The organism is Streptomyces sp. CB01580 (genome assembly GCF_001905795.1).
GTDB lineage: Bacteria > Actinomycetota > Actinomycetes > Streptomycetales > Streptomycetaceae > Streptomyces.
Genome location: NZ_LIXJ01000027.1, coordinates 103,073 through 120,570 on the forward strand (window position 1 = coordinate 103,073; position 17,498 = coordinate 120,570).

Below are 17,498 nucleotides of genomic sequence, written 5' to 3' on the forward strand. Positions count from 1 at the left end.
GCCCCTCACTTTTGCGCAGGGGCGGTTCGTCCCGGCGGACGACGTGGCGGTCACGGGCGGTTCCGTAGCGTGTTTCCGCAGCGTGCCGCCACCGCGGACACGGCCGGCCACGGCGGCGGGGTGGGGAAAACCCCACCCGAACACGGGGCCGTGCACCAGCGCGCCGGACCCGCGGGAACAGCAGGCTGTACACGTACGCCGCGACCTCCGCGACCGCGCGACATCCCGACCACCGCGACACCTCGATCACCGCGACATCCCGAGTACCAACCGAAATAGGAGAAATACCGTGACAACGGCTGTGACCATTCCCAGGCATGGGGGCACTGGAGGGCTTACTGCCGTCGCCGCACGAGCACGACAGGTCGTCAAGGCGTACGGGGCGGGAGAGACCCGGGTCGTCGCGCTCGACCACGTCGACGTCGACATCGACCGCGGGCAGTTCACCGCCATCATGGGCCCGTCCGGGTCCGGCAAGTCGACGCTGATGCACTGCCTCGCCGGGCTGGACACCGTGACCTCCGGCCAGATCTTCCTCGACGAGACGGAGATCACCGGGCTCAAGGACAAGAAGCTCACCCAGCTCCGCCGCGACCGGATCGGCTTCATCTTCCAGGCGTTCAACCTGCTGCCCACGCTCGACGCGCTGGAGAACATCACCCTGCCCATGGACATAGCCGGGCGCAGGCCCGACGCGGCCTGGCTCCAGCAGGTCGTGGAGACGGTCGGTCTCGCCGGACGGCTGAAGCACCGGCCGACCGAACTGTCCGGCGGCCAGCAGCAGCGGGTCGCGGTGGCCAGGGCGCTCGCCGCCCGGCCCGAGATCATCTTCGGCGACGAGCCCACCGGGAACCTGGACTCGCGGGCCGGTGCCGAGGTGCTGGGCTTCCTGCGCAGGTCCGTCGACGAACTCGGCCAGACCATCGTCATGGTCACGCACGACCCGGTGGCCGCGTCCTACTCGGACCGGGTGCTGTACCTCGCCGACGGGCGGATCGTCGACGAGATGCGCGACCCGACCGCCGACCAGGTCCTGGACCGGATGAAGGACTTCGACTCGCGCGGGCGGACGTCATGACGGTCTGGAAGACATCGAGACGCAACTTCCTCGCGCACAAGGGACGCATGGCGCTCTCCGCCGTCGCGGTCCTGCTGTCGGTGGCGTTCGTGTGCGGCACGCTCGTCTTCACCGACACCATGAGCACCACGTTCGACAAGCTCTTCGCCGCGACCGCGGCCGATGTCACCGTCAGGCCCGAGAAGCCCGAGGACGACGCCCCGCCCCAGGGGAACGGCAGGCCCGCCACCGTGCCCGCCACCGCCGTCGAGCGGGCGGCCCGGGCCACCGGCGTGCGGCACGCCGAGGGCGCCGTGGTCAGCACCTCCGTCACCGTCGTCGACAGCCACGACAAGAACATCGGCTCGACCACGGGCGCCCCGACCATCGCACGCAACTGGACGAAGAACGACCTGCGTTCGATGGAGATCACCTCCGGTCACGTGCCGCGCGGCCCGACCGAGGCCATGGTCGACGCCGACACCGCCGACAAGCACCAGCTGAAGCTCGGCGACACCCTGCGCACCATCACCGCCCAGGGCGACCTCGTGACGAGGATCAGCGGCATCGTCACGTTCAAGGTCACCAACCCCGGTGCGGCGGCCGTCTACTTCGACACCGCCACCGCGCAGAAGAAGCTGCTCGGTGCGCCCGGAGTCTTCAGTGTCGTCTTCGTGACCGCCGAACCCGGCGTCGCCCACACCGAGTTGAAGAAGAACGTGGCCGCCGCGCTCGGCACAACCTCCGGGTACGAGCTCCAGACCCAGAAGGAGGCCATGGACGCCAGCAAGGACTCGATGGGCTCCTTCCTGGACGTCATGAAGTACGCCATGCTCGGCTTCGCCGGGATCGCCTTCCTCGTCGGCATCTTCCTGATCGTCAACACCTTCTCGATGCTGGTCGCCCAGCGCACCCGTGAGATCGGGCTGATGCGGGCCATCGGATCGAGCCGCGAGCAGGTCAACCGGTCCGTGCTGATCGAGGCGCTGCTCCTCGGTCTGGTCGGCTCCGTCCTCGGGGTCGGCGCCGGGATCGGCCTCGCCGTCGGGCTGATGAAGGTCATGGGTGCCGTGGGCATGGAGCTGTCCACCCAGGACCTCACCGTCGTGTGGACGACCCCGGTGGCCGGGCTGGTGCTCGGCGTCGTCGTCACCGTCGTCGCCGCGTACGTGCCGGCCCGCCGTGCCGGGAAGATCTCCCCGATGGCCGCGCTGCGCGACGCCGGGACCCCCGCCGACGGGCGCGCCGGACGGGTCAGGGCCGTGATCGGTCTGGTCCTCACCCTCGGTGGCGGCGCCGCGCTGTACGCCGCGACGCGGGCCGACGAGTCGGGCACGGGCGCGCTGTGGCTCGGCGTCGGCGTGGTCCTCAGCCTGGTCGGCTTCGTCGTGATCGGGCCGCTGCTGGCCGGGTTCGTGGTCCGGGTGCTGAGCGCGGTACTGCTGCGGGTCTTCGGTTCCGTCGGCCGGCTCGCGGAACGCAACGCCCTGCGCAACCCGCGCCGCACCGGAGCGACCGGTGCCGCGCTGATGATCGGCCTCGCTCTGGTGGCCTGCCTCTCGGTCGTCGGCTCCTCGATGGTCGCCTCGGCCACCGACGAACTCGACAAGTCGGTCGGTGCCGACTTCATCGTCCAGCCGAAGGGGGGCTCGGGCTCGCTCCTGGTGGACCAGGCCGCGAAGGCCGTGGAGTCCGCGCCGGGCATCGAGCACTTCACCGAGTACAAGCTCGTCGGCGCCCGGCTCACCACCCCGGACGGCTCCGTCGAGAAGGGCGCGCGCCTGTCCGCCGCCGACCCCACCTACCCGGAGGACGTCCGTCGCGAGACCGTCGCCGGGAAGATCGCCGACGCGTACGGCCCGGACGCCATGTCGGTCGGGGAGAAGTTCGCCGCCGACCACCACATCGAGGTGGGCGACCGGATCACCGTCGCGTTCACGGGTGGTGAGACGGCGAAGCTGAAGGTCGCCGCGATCACCTCGGACGACGCGACCGTCGACCGGGATTCGATGTACGTCAACATCACGACCGCCGCCCGGTACCTTCCCGCCGACGCCGTGCCGGACAACATGCTCATGTTCGCCAAGGCCGTGGACGGCAAGGAGAAGGAGGCGTACGACGGGCTGAAGAAGGCCCTCGCCCCGTACCCGCAGTACGAGGTGCGCAACCAGGCGGACTTCAAGGAGATGGTGGAGGACCAGATCGGTCAGCTGCTGAACATCGTCTACGGGCTGCTGGCGCTCGCGATCATCGTCGCGGTGCTCGGCGTGGTGAACACCCTGGCCCTGTCCGTGGTCGAGCGGACCCGTGAGATCGGCCTGCTGCGGGCCATCGGTCTCTCCCGGCGTCAGCTGCGGCGGATGATCCGGCTGGAGTCCGTGGTCATCGCGGTCTTCGGCGCCCTGCTCGGCCTCGGTCTGGGCATGGGCTGGGGCACGGCGGCCCAGAAGCTGCTGGCCCTGGAGGGGCTCGGCGTCCTGGAGATCCCGTGGCCGACGATCCTCACGGTCTTCGTCGGATCCGCCTTCGTCGGCCTGTTCGCGGCCCTGGTCCCGGCGTTCCGGGCGGGCAGGATGAACGTCCTGAACGCGATCGCCACCGACTGACGGAACCGGCACGGACCGACGGAACCGTCATGGAGCGACGGAACCGTCACGGATCGACCGCGGCGTCATGGAACGGTCGCACCGTCACCGAGTGGTGCGATCGCCGTGTACGCGTCGACGTAGGATGACTGACCGGCCCCGGGGTGTTCCTCCAAACACCCCGGGGCCGCTGTCGTGTCATGCCGTGTCATGAAGTGTCGCGCCGTGTCGTGCGGTGTCGCGCCGTGCCCGTGCCGCCCGGATGTTCCCCGTGCGCGGGGCGGCGGTTGCACGAAGCTGCCGCGGGAGGTGCAGCAAGCTGACACGACCGGGCCCGCTCGTGCCCCTTCCCCGCTGGCATCGTCGTTCTGCCGGGGACCCCCGGCAGGACGTACCAGCCGAAGGGGAAAACGTGTTCAGTTCTTCGCTTTCACGGAAGCCGGCCGGCCTCGCACGCACCGCCGCCGTCACGGGAATCGCCCTCGCCGCCTTCGGGTTCACCGCGGGTACGGCCAGTGCCGGTACCGTCCCCGCCGAGCGGTCCGCCCTCCCGCAGGCCGGGGCCGGCGAGGACCTTCCCGCGCACCTCGTCCAGCGGGTCTGCACGGAGCTGGGGGCGATCGTGGCCCAGCTGCCCGTGTCCTCCGCACCCGCGCAGGTGTGCAAGCTGGTCAATGGCTGGGACTAGACCGCGGTGATGCGGTTTCAGCTGCTGGGTCCGCTGACCCTCACGGACGGCCCGGAGGCCGTCGTGCTCCCGCCGTCGAAGCCGACGATCCTGCTGGCGGCGCTCCTCCTGCACGCCAACACCGTCGTGTCCGCCGACTACCTCCAGCAGGCCGTGTGGGGGGAGGAGCAGCCGGCCACCGCCAAGGCCGCGCTCCAGACCTGCGTACTGCGGCTGCGCCGGCTGTTCACCAAGCACGGGGTGACCGAGACGTCGATCGAGGCGGTGCCGGGCGGCTACCGGATCACCGCCGGACCGCACACCCTCGACCTGCTTGGCTTCCGGGAGCAGGTGCGGCGGGCCGAGGTCCTGTCGCACGATCCGGAGGCGGAGCTGTGCGAGCTGAAGGACGCGCTGTCGCTGTGGCAGGGCTCCCTGCTGGCCAACGTGCGCTCCGACGTGCTGCACCGGGACGAGGTGCCGCGCCTGGCCGAGGAGCGGCTGCGGAGCGTGGAACGGGTCTGCGACCTGCTGCTGGTGCTGGGACGGGACGGCGAGGCCCTCGTCGAACTATGGACAGCTACGCGCGTATACCCGGGTCACGAGCGGCTCCACGAGCAGTTGATCGAGGCGCTGTACCGTACGGGCCGGCAGACCCAGGCCCTCGCGGAGTACCGCCGGGTGAAGGGGTTCCTGCTCGACGAACTGGGCGTCGATCCCTCGCCCGCTCTCCAGCAGCTGGAGCTCGCGATCCTGCGCGGTGAGGACCTCGGCGCCGCCGCCGCTGCCGCCGCGGGCACGGGTGCGGGTGCGGGTGCGCGGATCCTCGAAGGGCCCGTGGTCACGGCGGCGGGCCCCGCAGCGCTGCCGCCGGCCGGCGTCGCGGCCGGGTCCGGAGCGACCGGCGCCGCCGCGCTCGACGCCGGTGCGGCCACCGGTACGACCCCGCACGGAGCGGTGGCCGTCGGTACGGCCGCGCCGGGAGTGGTCACCGGCGCGAACCCGTCCGGAACGGTCACCGACGCGGACCTGCCCGGAGCGGCTGTCGGCGCGGCCGGGCCGCCGACGGTCTCGCCGGTGCCGAACTTCACCGGACGGGAGGCCGAGACCGCCGCGACGGCCGCCCGGCTCACCGCCCCGCTCGGCGACGCCGCCGAGCACCCGCCCACCGTGCTGGTGTCGGGCGCTCCCGGCATCGGCAAGTCGGCGCTGGCACACCACGTCGCACACCTGACGCGCGATCACTTCCCGGGCGGCCGGGTGCTGGTGCGGATGACCCGGCTGGACGGTGGGCCCCGGGACCCCGCCGCCGTCCGGGCGGAGGTGGCGGCGGCCCTGCGTACCGCACCGGACGGGGGACGCGTCCTGTTCGTCCTCGACGACGTCGTGGACGCCGACCAGGTGCGCCCGCTGCTGCCCGCCGTCGCGCGAGCCCAGGGGGCGGTGATCGTCACCAGCCGGATGGGGCTCGCCGGGCTCGTCGCCACGCACGGCGGCTGGGTGCAGCGGCTGTCCGCGTTCACCGGGGCCGAGTCGTACGCGCTGCTGCGGTCCGTGCTGGGGTCCGAACGCGTCGAGGCGGAACCGGACGCCGCTCGTCGACTCACCGGGCTGTGCGGTCATTTCCCGCTCGCCCTAAGGATTCTGACGGCGCGACTGCTGACCCGGCCCGCGTTGCGGCTCGGTGACGCCGTCGACTGGCTCGGCGACGACCCGCTGGCCCGGCTCACGCTCACCGACACTCCGGGCCTGTCCGTGACCGCCGTCCTCGACGGCGCGCTGAACCGGCTCGACCCCAGGCTGTCCGAGGCGTTCCTCCGGGTGGCCGCGACCCCCGGGGACGGCTTCGGGCCCGAGGACGTTCCCGCCGTCACCGAGGCGGACCTGGAACGGCTCGCCGACGCCGGGCTGTTGGAGGACGGCCCGCCGGGCCCGTACCGGATCCACGCACTGCTCCGCGCCCACGCGCGAAGAACCGACCAGGAACGCATCCGCCGCACAGAGAAGGTGTGACCCCCATGGCCGAGACCCCCGAGAGCACCCAGAAGACCGCCGGGAGCACCCCCGGGACCACCGGCGGCACCCCCGGGACCACTGCGACCGCACCCGCGTCGCCGGCTCCCGTGTCCACCGCCACGTTCGACGCGCTGGCCGCCACCCGGCCGCGCATCCGCCGGGACGTGCTGTTCACCGAGACCCCCGGCGGAGTGCTCTTCCACAACGCCGACGGCGGGTTCCACCTGGCCGGTCGCACCGCCTACCGCTTCGCCTCCCTCGTCGTCCCGCACCTGACCGGCCACCACCGGCTCGCCGATCTCTGCGCGGGCTTCGGACCGGCCCAGCGGGCGATGGCCGCGGAGCTCGTCAAGACGTTGTACGAGCGGGAGTTCGCCCGCGACGTGCCCGAGCCCGGCACCGAGGCCGAGGCGGTGCCGGACGAGGTCGCGGAGCGGTTCGCCGCGCAGATCGCCTACGTCGACCACTACGCCGACGGCGCCCCCGAACGCTTCGCCCGCTTCCGGGCCACCCGGGTCGCGGTCCTCGGCGACGACGAGATCGCCCGCTGGTGCGCGCTGAGCCTGCTGCGCAACGGGTGCGTACGGATCGGCACGACCACGGAGTTCGCCGACGTGACCGCCGAGGCGGGCCGGGCCGCCGCCCGCGCGGACCGGATCGCCGCCGGGGCGGGGGCCGGCTGGGCCGAGCTCGACGGGTACGACGTCGTGGTGATGACCGGCGCCGGGGCCGGGCCGCGCACCCACCGGCTGCTGGCCGCAGGGGTGCCCGAGGGCCGGACCCTGGTCCCGGCCTGGCTGTTCGGCGAGCGCCTGGTGGTGGGGCCGCTCGCCACCGCGGCCTCCACCGGCTGCTGGTCCTGCGCCGTGCTGCGACTGGGCGGCAACGTGGCGGCGGGGGAGGCCGCCGAGCTGTGGAGCCAGGCGGCGGGCGCCGCCCCGCAGTCCCGGGACACCCTGTCCGGGCCGGTCGCCGCGATGGTGGGCAACCTCCTCGGCTACGAGGTCTTCCGCCTCACCACCGGAGCCCTGCCCGCCGAGACGGACCGCCAGGTCCTGATCCAGGACCTGGCGTCGCTGGACGTGATGGCCGAGCCGGTCCGCCCGCACCCGCGCTGCGGGCGCTGTGCCGCCCTGGACGACCGCGAGCCCGCCGCCGTCCTGCCCGAGGGGCTGGCGCTGCCGGTCACTCCGACCGTGGAGACCGCCCGTGACGCGGAGGCCATGGTCGACGAGCTGAACCGGTACAGCGCGGCGCTGGTGCGTCCGCACACCGGGATCCTGCGGCGCTGGGACGACGAGGCGCTGACCCAGACCCCGCTGAAGATCAGCCGGGTCGAGGTGGCGCTCGGGGCCGGGGAGCGGCGGCGGATCGCCGCCTTCGACGTGCACCACCTGGCGGGGGCGCGGATGCGGGCCCTGTACGCGGCGGCGACCGCGTACGTGGAACACGTGGTGCCCCTCGGCGCGGCCGGGGGCGCGGTGGCGGACCGGGTGCTCGGCCCGGACGCGCTGACCACCGGCGGCGGCACCGGGGCGCTCCCGGACACCTGGACCGTGGCCACCTCGCTGATCGGCAAGGAGCCGGTCCGGGTGCCCGCCGCGGCCGTACGGACCTTCGGGGCGCACAACCGGGAGCGCGTCCATCTCGCGACGAGGGCCGGCGCGGGCGCGGGCGCGGACGAGCGGGAGGCGGCCGGCACCGGTCTGATGTCCGCGCTGGCGCACGACGCGCTGCTGCGGGCGCTGCGGGGCACGACGGAGGTCCGCCCGGTCGCCGCCGACGGGGACGATCCGGAGCTGGTGTTCCTGCTGAAGTCCGCGGCCAATCTGGATCTCTCGGTGGAACTGCTGGACCTGGGCGAGGGCGGGCGCACCTCCGCGCAGGTGGTGCTGGCCCGGGAGGCCGACGGCGGGAACGGCCGGGGGCGCTGGGCGGCCGGTGCGGGGCTGTCGCGGCGCGCGGCGGCCTGCGCGGCGCTGCGGGACCTGCTCGGGCAGGCCCAACTGGCCGCCGAGGACCCGGAGTCCCCGGTCGACACGGGCGACCCGCTGGTCCGTGACCTGGCGGCCGGGTCCGTCGCGGTGACCGGCGGCTCGGTCACGGTCGACGGGCCGGAGACCACGTTCGACGCGATCCTCGACCGGCTCGCCGACGCGGGTCGCGACGCCCTGTACGTGCCGACCACCCCGGCCGATCTCGCGGGGGGCGGCATCAGCACCGCCCGGGTGCTGCTCACGGTCGACGGCGGCGCGGCGGCCCCGGTGGCCCCGGACGCGACGAGCACGGCCGGTGACGGTGCGGCGGACGGCGAGGGCGGGCCCGATGTCCGTTGAGACCCCGGTCCGGCAGGACCCCCCGCCGGTCCGTTCCGCGCGCGCCCTCGCGGCGGCGCTGCGGGACGCGCTGGCCCGGCACGGGACGCCGCCCCCGCTGGACGTGGCGCCGCTCGGCGTGCGCGACGCCTTCACGGACGGGGCGCCGGACGAGCCGCCCGCCCCGGTCGGCGCGGGCACCGCGACCGCTCCGGTCGCTCAGGGCGCTCCCGATCCCGCCGTGCCCGTCCGGTTCTACGGCCGGCACGCGGTCGTCGGTCCCTTCGCGCCCCGGGGGAGCGGCGGGCAGGACGGCGGCCGGACGTGCGTCCACTGCCTGGAGCGGCGCTGGCAGGCGGTCCGTTCCGTCGCGCTGCGCGAGGCGCTGGAGCTGGGCTCGGGCACCCGGGCCGCCGGGGAGTCCCCGTACGTCACCCCGTTCGCCGCGCATGCCCTCGCGGGGCTGATCGCCGCCCGGCTGGTCGGCGACGGGCCGGAAACCGGCGTCCGCCCGGCCGTGCACCTGGTGGACCTGGAAACCCTGACGGTCCGTCACTACCCGCTGGTGCCCGACCCGGAGTGCCCGCGCTGCGCGGTGCCGGAGGCCGACACGGCCGAGGCGGCGGCGCTCACCCTGCGCCCCGCGCCCAAGCGCCGCCCCGGCGGCTTCCGGGTGCGGGACATCGGGACGTACGACCTGCCGATGGAGCCGTACGCCAACCCGGTGTGCGGGTCGCTCGGCCCCTCCGTGGTCCAGGACGTCTCCTCCACCTCCACGTCCGCCACCATCGGCTGCTTCTCCATGCGCTCGGGGGAGTACCTGCGCGAGACGTTCTGGGGCGGCCACGCGGACACGTTCGCCGAGAGCATGCGGATCGGCGTGCTGGAGGGCCTCGAACGGTACGCGGGCATGCGGTCCCGGGCCAAACGGGCCGGTACGACGGACTCCCTGGACGCCCTGAGGGCCCGCGGCGAGCACGCGCTCGACCCCAGGGTGTGCGGGCTGTACTCGGACGACTTCCACCGAGCCAACCCCCGGGTGGTCCCGTTCGCCCCGGACCGCCCCATCCCCTGGGTGCAGGGCTGGTCCCTGCGCGACCGGCGCACGGTCCTGGTGCCCGAGGTCCTCACGTACTACCACGCGCCCGGTCTGGAGAACCGGTTCGTCCAGGAGAGCTCCAACGGCTGCGCCTCCGGCGGCTGCCTCGAAGAGGCCGTCTACTTCGGGCTGATGGAGGTCGTCGAGCGCGACGCGTTCCTGCTCGCCTGGTACGGCCGGGCCGCGCTGCCGGAGATCGACGCGGCCACCAGCCGCCGCCCCGCCACCCGGCAGATGATCGACCGGCTGGAGATGTACGGCTACGAGGCCCGCTTCTTCGACACCCGGATCTCCTTCCCGATCCCCGTCGTCACGGGCGTGGCCGTGCGCCGGGACGGCGGGCCGGGCCTCATGTGCTTCGGCGCCGGGGCCGGGCTCGACCCGGAGGCGGCGCTGGCGGGCGCGCTGTGCGAGATCGCCACGGACGCGGTGAACCTGCGCCGCCGTACCGAAGGCGACCTGGAACGGCTGCGCGCCATGGCCGCCGACTTCGACCGGGTGGAGGCGCTGCACGACCACCCGCTGGTCTACGGGCTGCCCGAGATGGGTCACCACGCGCGCTTCCTGCTCGGCGGACCGGGCGAGCCCCGCCCCCCGAAACGGTCCTTCGACGCGCTGTACGGGGACGGTTCGGTGCTGCCGGTCTCCGACGACCTGCGCGAGGACCTGACCCGGTGCGTGGACGCCGTCGCCGCCGCCGGGTTCGACGTGGTCGTCGTCGACCAGACCATGCCGGAGCAGCGCGAACTGGGGCTGACCACGGTCGGCGTCCTGGTGCCGGGGCTGCTGCCGATCGACTTCGGCCGGAGCCGTCAGCGGGCGCTCGGCATGGACCGGCTGCGCACCGCCCTGCGCGTGGCCGGGCTGCGCGAGCACGACCTGACCGACGCCGACCTCAACCCGGCCCCGCATCCCTTCCCATGACCGCCGGTCCCGCACTCCTTTCGACGACCGCCGGTCCCGCATCCGCCCCGGCCGGGCCGCACCCGGCCCCGTTCCGCACCCCTTCCCGTGACCGAGGAGCCCGCCATGGGGTACGCCCATGAATACGCCGCCGCGATCCTTCAGCGCGGCCGGGTCCCGATGGACCCCGCCGACTTCGTGCCCGACTGGGCGGACGGCCCGCGCAAGACCAAGTTCTACCCCGGCACCGACAGCCTGCCGCTGCCCGAGTGCGACTACCCGGCCCACGCGGACCTGGACCGGGGTCTGGCCCAGGACGCCGGCACGGACGGCGCGTTCGACCTCGCGCTGCTCTCCGGGATGCTCCGCGACTCCTACGGGCTGACCGGCCGCCGCCTCGGCGTCCAGGCCAACACCGACCTGAGCGCCCTGCCCCACTACCCGCTCGCCAACTGGTCCCGGGGCACCGCGTCCGGCGGCGGCCTCTACCCGGTCGCCGTGCACTGGGTCTCCGGGCCGAGCGGTCCCGTACCGCCCGGGGTGCACTACTACTCCACCCGGCACCACGCGATGCGGCGGCTGCTGACCGGCGACGTGACCGGCGAGGTGCGGGCGGCGCTGGGCGAGGGGGCGCCGGGTCCGGACACCGACCAGTACCTGGTCCTGACCATCAAGTACTGGCAGAACGCCTTCAAGTACAACAACTTCTCCTTCCACGCCGTGTCCATGGACCTCGGCGCGTGCGTCCAGACCTGGCGGCTGTGGGCCGGGGCGCGCGGGCTGTCCGTAGAGCCCGCGCTGTGGTTCGACGAGGAACGGCTCGGGCGGCTGCTCGGCGCGGACCCGGAGGCGGAGGGCGTCTTCGCCGTCGTCCCGCTGAGGTGGGCGGGCGCCACCGCCCCCGCACCGTCCCCCTCCCCGGTGTCCGTGCACCACCGCGACCAGGAACGCTCGCGCACCGTCCTCGCCTTCGACGCGCTCCGGCGCATGCAGAACGTCACCGCCGCCGGCGGGGCCGAACGCCCCGCCCCCGAGGCGCTCGATCCCGCCGTCGCGCACCCCGTCGACCCGGACCGGCCCGGGACCCCGCTGCCCGCCTGCCCGCCGCTCGACACGGACGTCCGCACCGCGCTGCGCGCCCGCCGCAGCAGCTTCGGCCGTTTCGAGGCCCAACAACCCATCACCGCCGAGCAGTTGGCATCCTGCCTGGCGGCCTCGGTGGCCGGTTCACGGATCGGCGGGGACACCGGCGCGCAACGGCTGGCGAAGCTCTACGCGTTCGTCTGCCACGTCGAGGGCGTCGAGCCCGGCGCGTACGAGTACGACCCGGACGCGCACAGCCTGCGTCTGGTGAAGGCGGGCAACCCGGGCGCCTTCCTCCAGAAGAACTACTTCCTCTCCAACTACAACCTGGAGCAGGCAGCCGCGGTCCTGGTGCCCACCGTCCGCACCGACGCCGTCCTCGACGCCGTCGGGGACCGGGGATACCGCCTGGTCAACGCCGCTGTCGGGGCGATCGCCCAGACCGCCTACACCACCGCGTCCGCCGTCGGCATCGGCTGCGGGGTCGCGCTCGGCTTCGACAACATCTCGTACATCGAGGAACTCGGTCTCGACGGGACCGGCGAGGCGCCGCTGCTGATCATGATGATCGGCAACGAGCGGCCCGCCCCGGCCGACTTCCGGTACGAGATCGCCTAGCGCTGTGACCGGCCATCCACGCTGTGCGCGGCCATCCATGAGAACGACGAGACGACGACCGGAACGAGAAGGGGAGAACCCGACATGACGCCGGACCACCCGGCCCCCGCCCCCGCGACCGCTCCCGCGGCGGTCACCCGCCCCCGCTTCATGCTGCGGGTCGCCGGGCTGCCGGTCGACAGCGTGCGGGGGCTGCGCTGCCCGGACAGCCGCCGCTGGGCCGACGAGGTCCTGCGCGCCACCGAGCTGCTGCGCGCGGACGGCGAACGGCTCGGGGACCTGCTCCACGACCTCGTCGGCGGCAGCGACGACGAGGCCCTGCGCCGCACCCTGCTCACCCTGCGCCGCGACATCTTCAACAACCGGCTGCCGCGCCCCGACGCCGCGGACCGGGCCCTGGCCCTGGTGCGCGGGCTCGACGAGGCCGCCGGCACCGCGCTCGCGGACTGGCTGACCGGGCGGCGCCGCCTGGAGGAGCACCGGGCGGCGGGCGCCGGCCTGCTCGCCGCCGAGACCGTCCGCGCCCGCGAGGCGCTGCGCCGGCTGGCGGGGGAGGAGCGGTTGCGCAAGGGCCTGCTGCTCGCCTCCCCGGCCCTGGACGCGCAGCTCGACGCGTACATACGGGCCGACTCCGCCGCGCCCCCGGACAAGAAGCAGCGCAAGATCGAGCGCTCGCTGCTCTCCTACCTCTACCGCACGGCGTGCAAGACCAGCCCGTTCTCCACGTTCACCGGGGTCGCCGCGGGCACCTTCGTCGACGGCGACCACGACGGTCATCACGACGACCGCGGCGAGGGCGGGCCGGGCCACGGACTGCGGGCCCGGGTCGACGACGCGTGGCAGGGGCGGCTGCGGCTGAACGTCGCCGCCGTCGGCAGGCTCGCCGAGACCCTGATCGCCGACCCGGTCCGCCGGGCCGACCTGCCGGTCGCCCCCGCCTCCGGCTGGGGGCGCGACGACGACCGGGTCCGCTACGTGCGCCGCTGGGTCACCCAGGGGGACGAGGACACCGCCGTCACCTTCGACGCGGTGAAGGACCGGCTGTTCTTCCTGCGCCGCAGCGGCACCCTGGAACGCCTCCTCGGCCTGTTCGAGAGCAGCGACACCCTCCGCTACGGGGAACTGGCCGACTGGCTCGCCGAGGACCGGGACGCGGACCCGGAGGAATGCGCCCAGTACCTCCAGGCGCTCCTCGACGTCGGCATGGTGCAGGTGCCGTGCCTGCGGACCGAGGTCCATGACACCGACCCGCTGCGCGCCTTCCAGGACTCGCTGCGCGACCTCGGCCGCCCCTGGGCCGACCGGCTCGCCGACCGCCTCGAAGCGCCCGCCTCGCACATCGAGGGGTTCGCCGCCGCCGACCCGGCCGAACGCCGCTTTCTCATCGGTGAGTTGCGCACCTCGCTGCGCGCCCTGCAGGAGGAGGAGCTCGGCGCGGAGCGGGCACGCGTTCCGCAGACCCTGCTCTACGAGGACGTGGCGGCCGGGCACCGCACCGAACTCTCCGCCCCCGCCTGGGAGCGGCTGGCCGCCGAACCGCTCGGCGCGGTCGAACGCGTCCTGCCCGCCTTCGACCTGACGCTGCCCCAACGCGTCACGTTCAAGGGGTTCTTCCTCGCCCGCCACGGGCAGGGCGGACGCTGCGACGACCTGCTGAAGCTGGTCCACGACTTCCACGAGGACTTCTTCGACCAGTACATGTCGTTCACCGCGAAGCGCACCACGTTCGACGCGGACGGCAACTACGTACCCGAGGAGAACTGGCTCTCCCTGCCGCAGCTCAAGGCCCTCGACACGGCCCGGCAGACCTTCGTGGAGCGGATGCGCGCCCTGTGGGCGGCCTGGGAGGCCGACCCCGCCGCCCCGGAGATCCGGGTGGACGGCGAGCTCCTCGACGAGGTCGCCGGAGAACTGGACACGCTGAGCGGCGAGTTCGCCCCGCTCGCGCACCATGTGCAGATCGCGGACCGGCCCGGCGACCCGCTGGTCGTGCTCAACCGCTCCTACGGTGGGGTGTCCTTCCCGTTCAGCAGGTTCACCCACCTCTTCGACGGCCTCGACGAACAGCTCCTCGCCGCCACCGAGGACCTGCTGCCCGACGACGCCGTCCTCGCCGAGGTCACCGGCGGACCGGTCACCAGCAACCTCAACCTGCACAGCCGGCTCACCGCGTACGAGATCGTCTGCCCCGGCGAGCGCGGCACCCTGCCCGCAAGCCACCGGATCCACCTGGACGACCTCCATCTCGTCCACGACCGCGAGGCGGACCGGCTCGTCCTGCGCTCCACCCGGCTCGGCAAGGAGGTGGTGCCGGTCTACCTCGGCTACCTCGTCCCCCTCGCCCTGCCCGAACTGCCCCGCACCCTGCTGCTGCTGTCCCCGACCTCGATGTCCCCGCTGAACGTCTGGGGCGGGGTCCCCGAGGGCGCCCCGGTCGACGGGGTCACCACCCGGCCGCGCGTCCGGCACGGCAGTGTGGTGCTCAGCCGGCGCAGCTGGAGCGCGCCCGCCGCCGTGCTGCCGCTGCGCACGACCGGGAGCGGGGCAGGAGGGGGCGGGGACGACGCCTGGTTCCTGGGCTGGCACGCGTTCCGCCGCGCCCACGGGCTGCCCGACCGGGTCTTCGCGACCGTCGCCGACAGCGGGGCGCGCGGTGCGACCGGCGCCAAGCCCGCCTACGTCGACTTCGACAGCCCGCTCTCGCTGGCCGCGTTCGAGGCCCTGATCAAGACGTCCGGGGCGCGGGTCGTGTTCCGGGAGATGCTGCCCGACGAGGACGGACTGCACACCGTCTCCGGCCGGGGCCGCCACGTCGCCGAACTCGCGGTGGAGACCGCCGCCCCCGCCCGAAGGAGCAACGAGTCATGAGTTCAGCCCCACCCACGACGACGCCGGCCGCGCGCACCCGCGAGGCCGGAGCCTGGCAGGCCACGCACATCTTCTACGCCGCCAACCCCCGGCCCATGCTCACCCAGTGCGTCCGCCCGCTGATCGAGGAACTGGAGGCGGACGGCCTGATCGACGGCTACTTCTTCATCAACTACTGGCTGGAGGGACCGCACGTCCGGCTGCGGATCAAGCCCGCCACCCCGGACGCCGAGGCCGAGGTCCGGGGCCGCACGGAGGCCGCCGTCGACGCCTTCCTCACCGAACGGCCCGCCCTGTACGAGGTGGACTCCGGGTTCCTCAACGACTTCTACAACACCCTCTTCGACATCGAGTTCCCCGGCGCCGAACGCGGCCACTACACCGACGAACAGGGCCGGATGCGGCTGCGCCCCAACAACTCGCGCAGCGCCGAACCGTACGAACCGGAGTACGGCAAGTACGGCGGCCCCGCCGGGATCGAGCTGGCCGAATGGCACTTCCGGAAATCCAGCGACCTGGTCATCGACGCGTTCCGGACGAAGAACCTGCATCTGCGGACCGTGCTGCTCGGCACCTCGGCCCAGCTGATGATGGTGATGTCCGCCGCGTTCCTGCCCGACCGTCAAGAACTGGCCGATTACCTGGACAGTTACTACGAGTTCTGGCACCGGGCGTTCCCCGGCACCGGCTTCATCGGCAGCGACGAGTACGACCGCAACTACGCCGCCATGGCCCCCGGGCTGGCCGCCCGTTTCGCCCGTGTCCGTGCCGCCGTGGCCGCCGTGACGGACCGGGCCGGCGAGGGCTTCGGGACCGGCGGCCCGGGCGGGGACGGCAACGGCGGGGACGATGCCGCCCGGCTGCCCGGTTTCCTCGCCGGATGGGCCGAGCACTGCGTCGAACTGCGGGAGCGGGCCGTCGAACTGACGTTGAACGGTGACCTCGTGTTCCGCTCCTGGGACGGTGAGCGCGACGAACTCGTCACCGATCCGGCGGCCTCGCTGCCGCTGCTGCTCTCCCCGTACATGCATATGACCAACAACCGGCTGCATGTGACGATCCGGGACGAGGCGTACCTCTCGCACGTCCTGGGCCGGGCGCTGCGGGAGACGGGATGAGCGCCGCCCCACCGGGCGCCGTCGAGGGCCTCGCCGAATACCGGCCCGAGCTGCGGCCCGAGGTGCTGCTGAGCGACGCCATGCTGCACGGCGCGGCGACGGTTCACCTGATCAAGGACACCGCGAGCGGCGGCTCCTTCCGGGTGGGCCCCAAGGAGCACTTCCTCATCGTCCGGATGGACGGGCGGCGCAGCCTGGCGGAGATCGGCGAGGAGTACGCGCGGGAGTACGGGCGCAGGCTGGACGCCGCGCGCTGGCAGCAGATCCTGCGGATGCTCGGTACGCGCGGACTGCTGGCCGGGGCCCCCGCCCGGCCCGCCGCCGCCACCGGGCCCGGCGCCCGGACCGGGGACGGGGCCGGGGCGGGGGCCTTCGGCGGGGACGGCCGGCCGGCGCGCGGGGTGCTGCGCGGCAGCGTGCGGCTGGTCGCCGACGCGGACGCCACCACGGACCGGCTGCACCGGGCGGTCGGCTTCCTGCTGGCCCCCGGCCTGCTGGTCCCGCTGCTGGCGCTCGTGCTCGCGATGGAGGCCGTCGTCGCCCTCCGGTCGGGTGAACTGCTCGTCTATACACGGGAGTTGTTCACAAATCCGGTGCTGCTGACCGGGGCTGCGACGCTGCTCTGGTTCAGCACCGCGCTGCATGAACTGGCCCACGGGGTCGTCGCCCGGCATTACGGCGGCACGGTGGCCGAAATCGGGCTGCGCTGGCGGCTGCCTGTGGTCATCATGTACTGCACGGTCGGCAACTACCTCTATCTGGGCTCCCGTTGGCAACGCATTCAGACGGCACTGGCCGGCGCGGTGATGAACCTGCTGTTCCTGCTGCCGTTCTGCGCGCTCTGGCTGTTCGCCCCGCTGGACGCCGCCACGCATCACGCGCTCGGCGCACTGCTGCTCCTGGGCAGCGTGCAGGCGCTGGCCATGCTGGTCCCGCTGCCGCCGCTCGACGGGTACCGGATCGCGAGCCAGTTGTGCGGGGCCACCGAGCTGGCCGCATCGACCGGCGCCTACCTGAGACTCGCCGCCCGCCGCGATCCCGCCGCGGGTGACTATCCGCGCCACGCCCGGACCGCGTACCGCGCGTACGCGCTGAGCGCGGTGCTCGCCCTCGCGGGCATCCTCGCCGCCGCCGTGGCGGCCGCCCACCATCTGCTCACCGTCTGACCG

At 73.6% G+C, this 17,498-nt stretch carries 10 protein-coding genes; all 10 read left to right on the forward strand.

What is annotated here, in order from left to right:
• Positions 1-289: 289 nt before the first annotated feature.
• Positions 290-1,078: an ABC transporter ATP-binding protein gene (locus AMK22_RS29620; protein ID WP_073790055.1), complete on the forward strand. Its 789-nt coding sequence runs from the start codon at positions 290-292 to the stop codon at positions 1,076-1,078.
• Positions 1,075-3,663 (forward strand): ABC transporter permease, encoded by a 2,589-nt coding sequence (locus tag AMK22_RS29625; RefSeq protein WP_073790056.1) that lies wholly within the window; start codon positions 1,075-1,077, stop codon positions 3,661-3,663. The genes AMK22_RS29620 and AMK22_RS29625 overlap by 4 nt, the downstream gene beginning before the upstream one ends.
• A gap of 391 nt (positions 3,664-4,054) precedes the next feature.
• Positions 4,055-4,330, forward strand: a complete 276-nt coding sequence (locus AMK22_RS29630; protein ID WP_073790058.1) for a hypothetical protein — start codon at positions 4,055-4,057, stop codon at positions 4,328-4,330.
• A gap of 9 nt (positions 4,331-4,339) precedes the next feature.
• Positions 4,340-6,322 carry an AfsR/SARP family transcriptional regulator gene (locus AMK22_RS29635; RefSeq protein WP_073790132.1) on the forward strand — a complete coding sequence of 661 codons (1,983 nt, stop codon included), beginning with the start codon at positions 4,340-4,342 and terminating at the stop codon, positions 6,320-6,322.
• Between the two features lie 5 nt (positions 6,323-6,327).
• Positions 6,328-8,661, forward strand: coding sequence for a TOMM precursor leader peptide-binding protein (locus AMK22_RS29640; protein ID WP_079186460.1), 2,334 nt, complete (start codon positions 6,328-6,330; stop codon positions 8,659-8,661).
• Positions 8,651-10,663, forward strand: coding sequence for a TOMM precursor leader peptide-binding protein (locus tag AMK22_RS29645; protein ID WP_073790128.1), 2,013 nt, complete (start codon positions 8,651-8,653; stop codon positions 10,661-10,663). The genes AMK22_RS29640 and AMK22_RS29645 overlap by 11 nt, the downstream gene beginning before the upstream one ends.
• A gap of 105 nt (positions 10,664-10,768) precedes the next feature.
• Entirely contained in the window at positions 10,769-12,343 is a 1,575-nt protein-coding gene (locus AMK22_RS29650; RefSeq protein WP_073790060.1) for a SagB/ThcOx family dehydrogenase, read from the forward strand.
• Between the two features lie 84 nt (positions 12,344-12,427).
• Complete coding sequence (locus AMK22_RS29655; RefSeq protein ID WP_073790061.1) at positions 12,428-15,211, forward strand: lantibiotic dehydratase; 2,784 nt, start codon at positions 12,428-12,430, stop codon at positions 15,209-15,211.
• Positions 15,208-16,329, forward strand: a complete 1,122-nt coding sequence (locus AMK22_RS29660; protein ID WP_073790063.1) for a lantibiotic dehydratase C-terminal domain-containing protein — start codon at positions 15,208-15,210, stop codon at positions 16,327-16,329. The genes AMK22_RS29655 and AMK22_RS29660 overlap by 4 nt, the downstream gene beginning before the upstream one ends.
• Positions 16,326-17,495 carry a M50 family metallopeptidase gene (locus tag AMK22_RS29665; protein WP_073790065.1) on the forward strand — a complete coding sequence of 390 codons (1,170 nt, stop codon included), beginning with the start codon at positions 16,326-16,328 and terminating at the stop codon, positions 17,493-17,495. The genes AMK22_RS29660 and AMK22_RS29665 overlap by 4 nt, the downstream gene beginning before the upstream one ends.
• Positions 17,496-17,498: the final 3 nt, after the last annotated feature.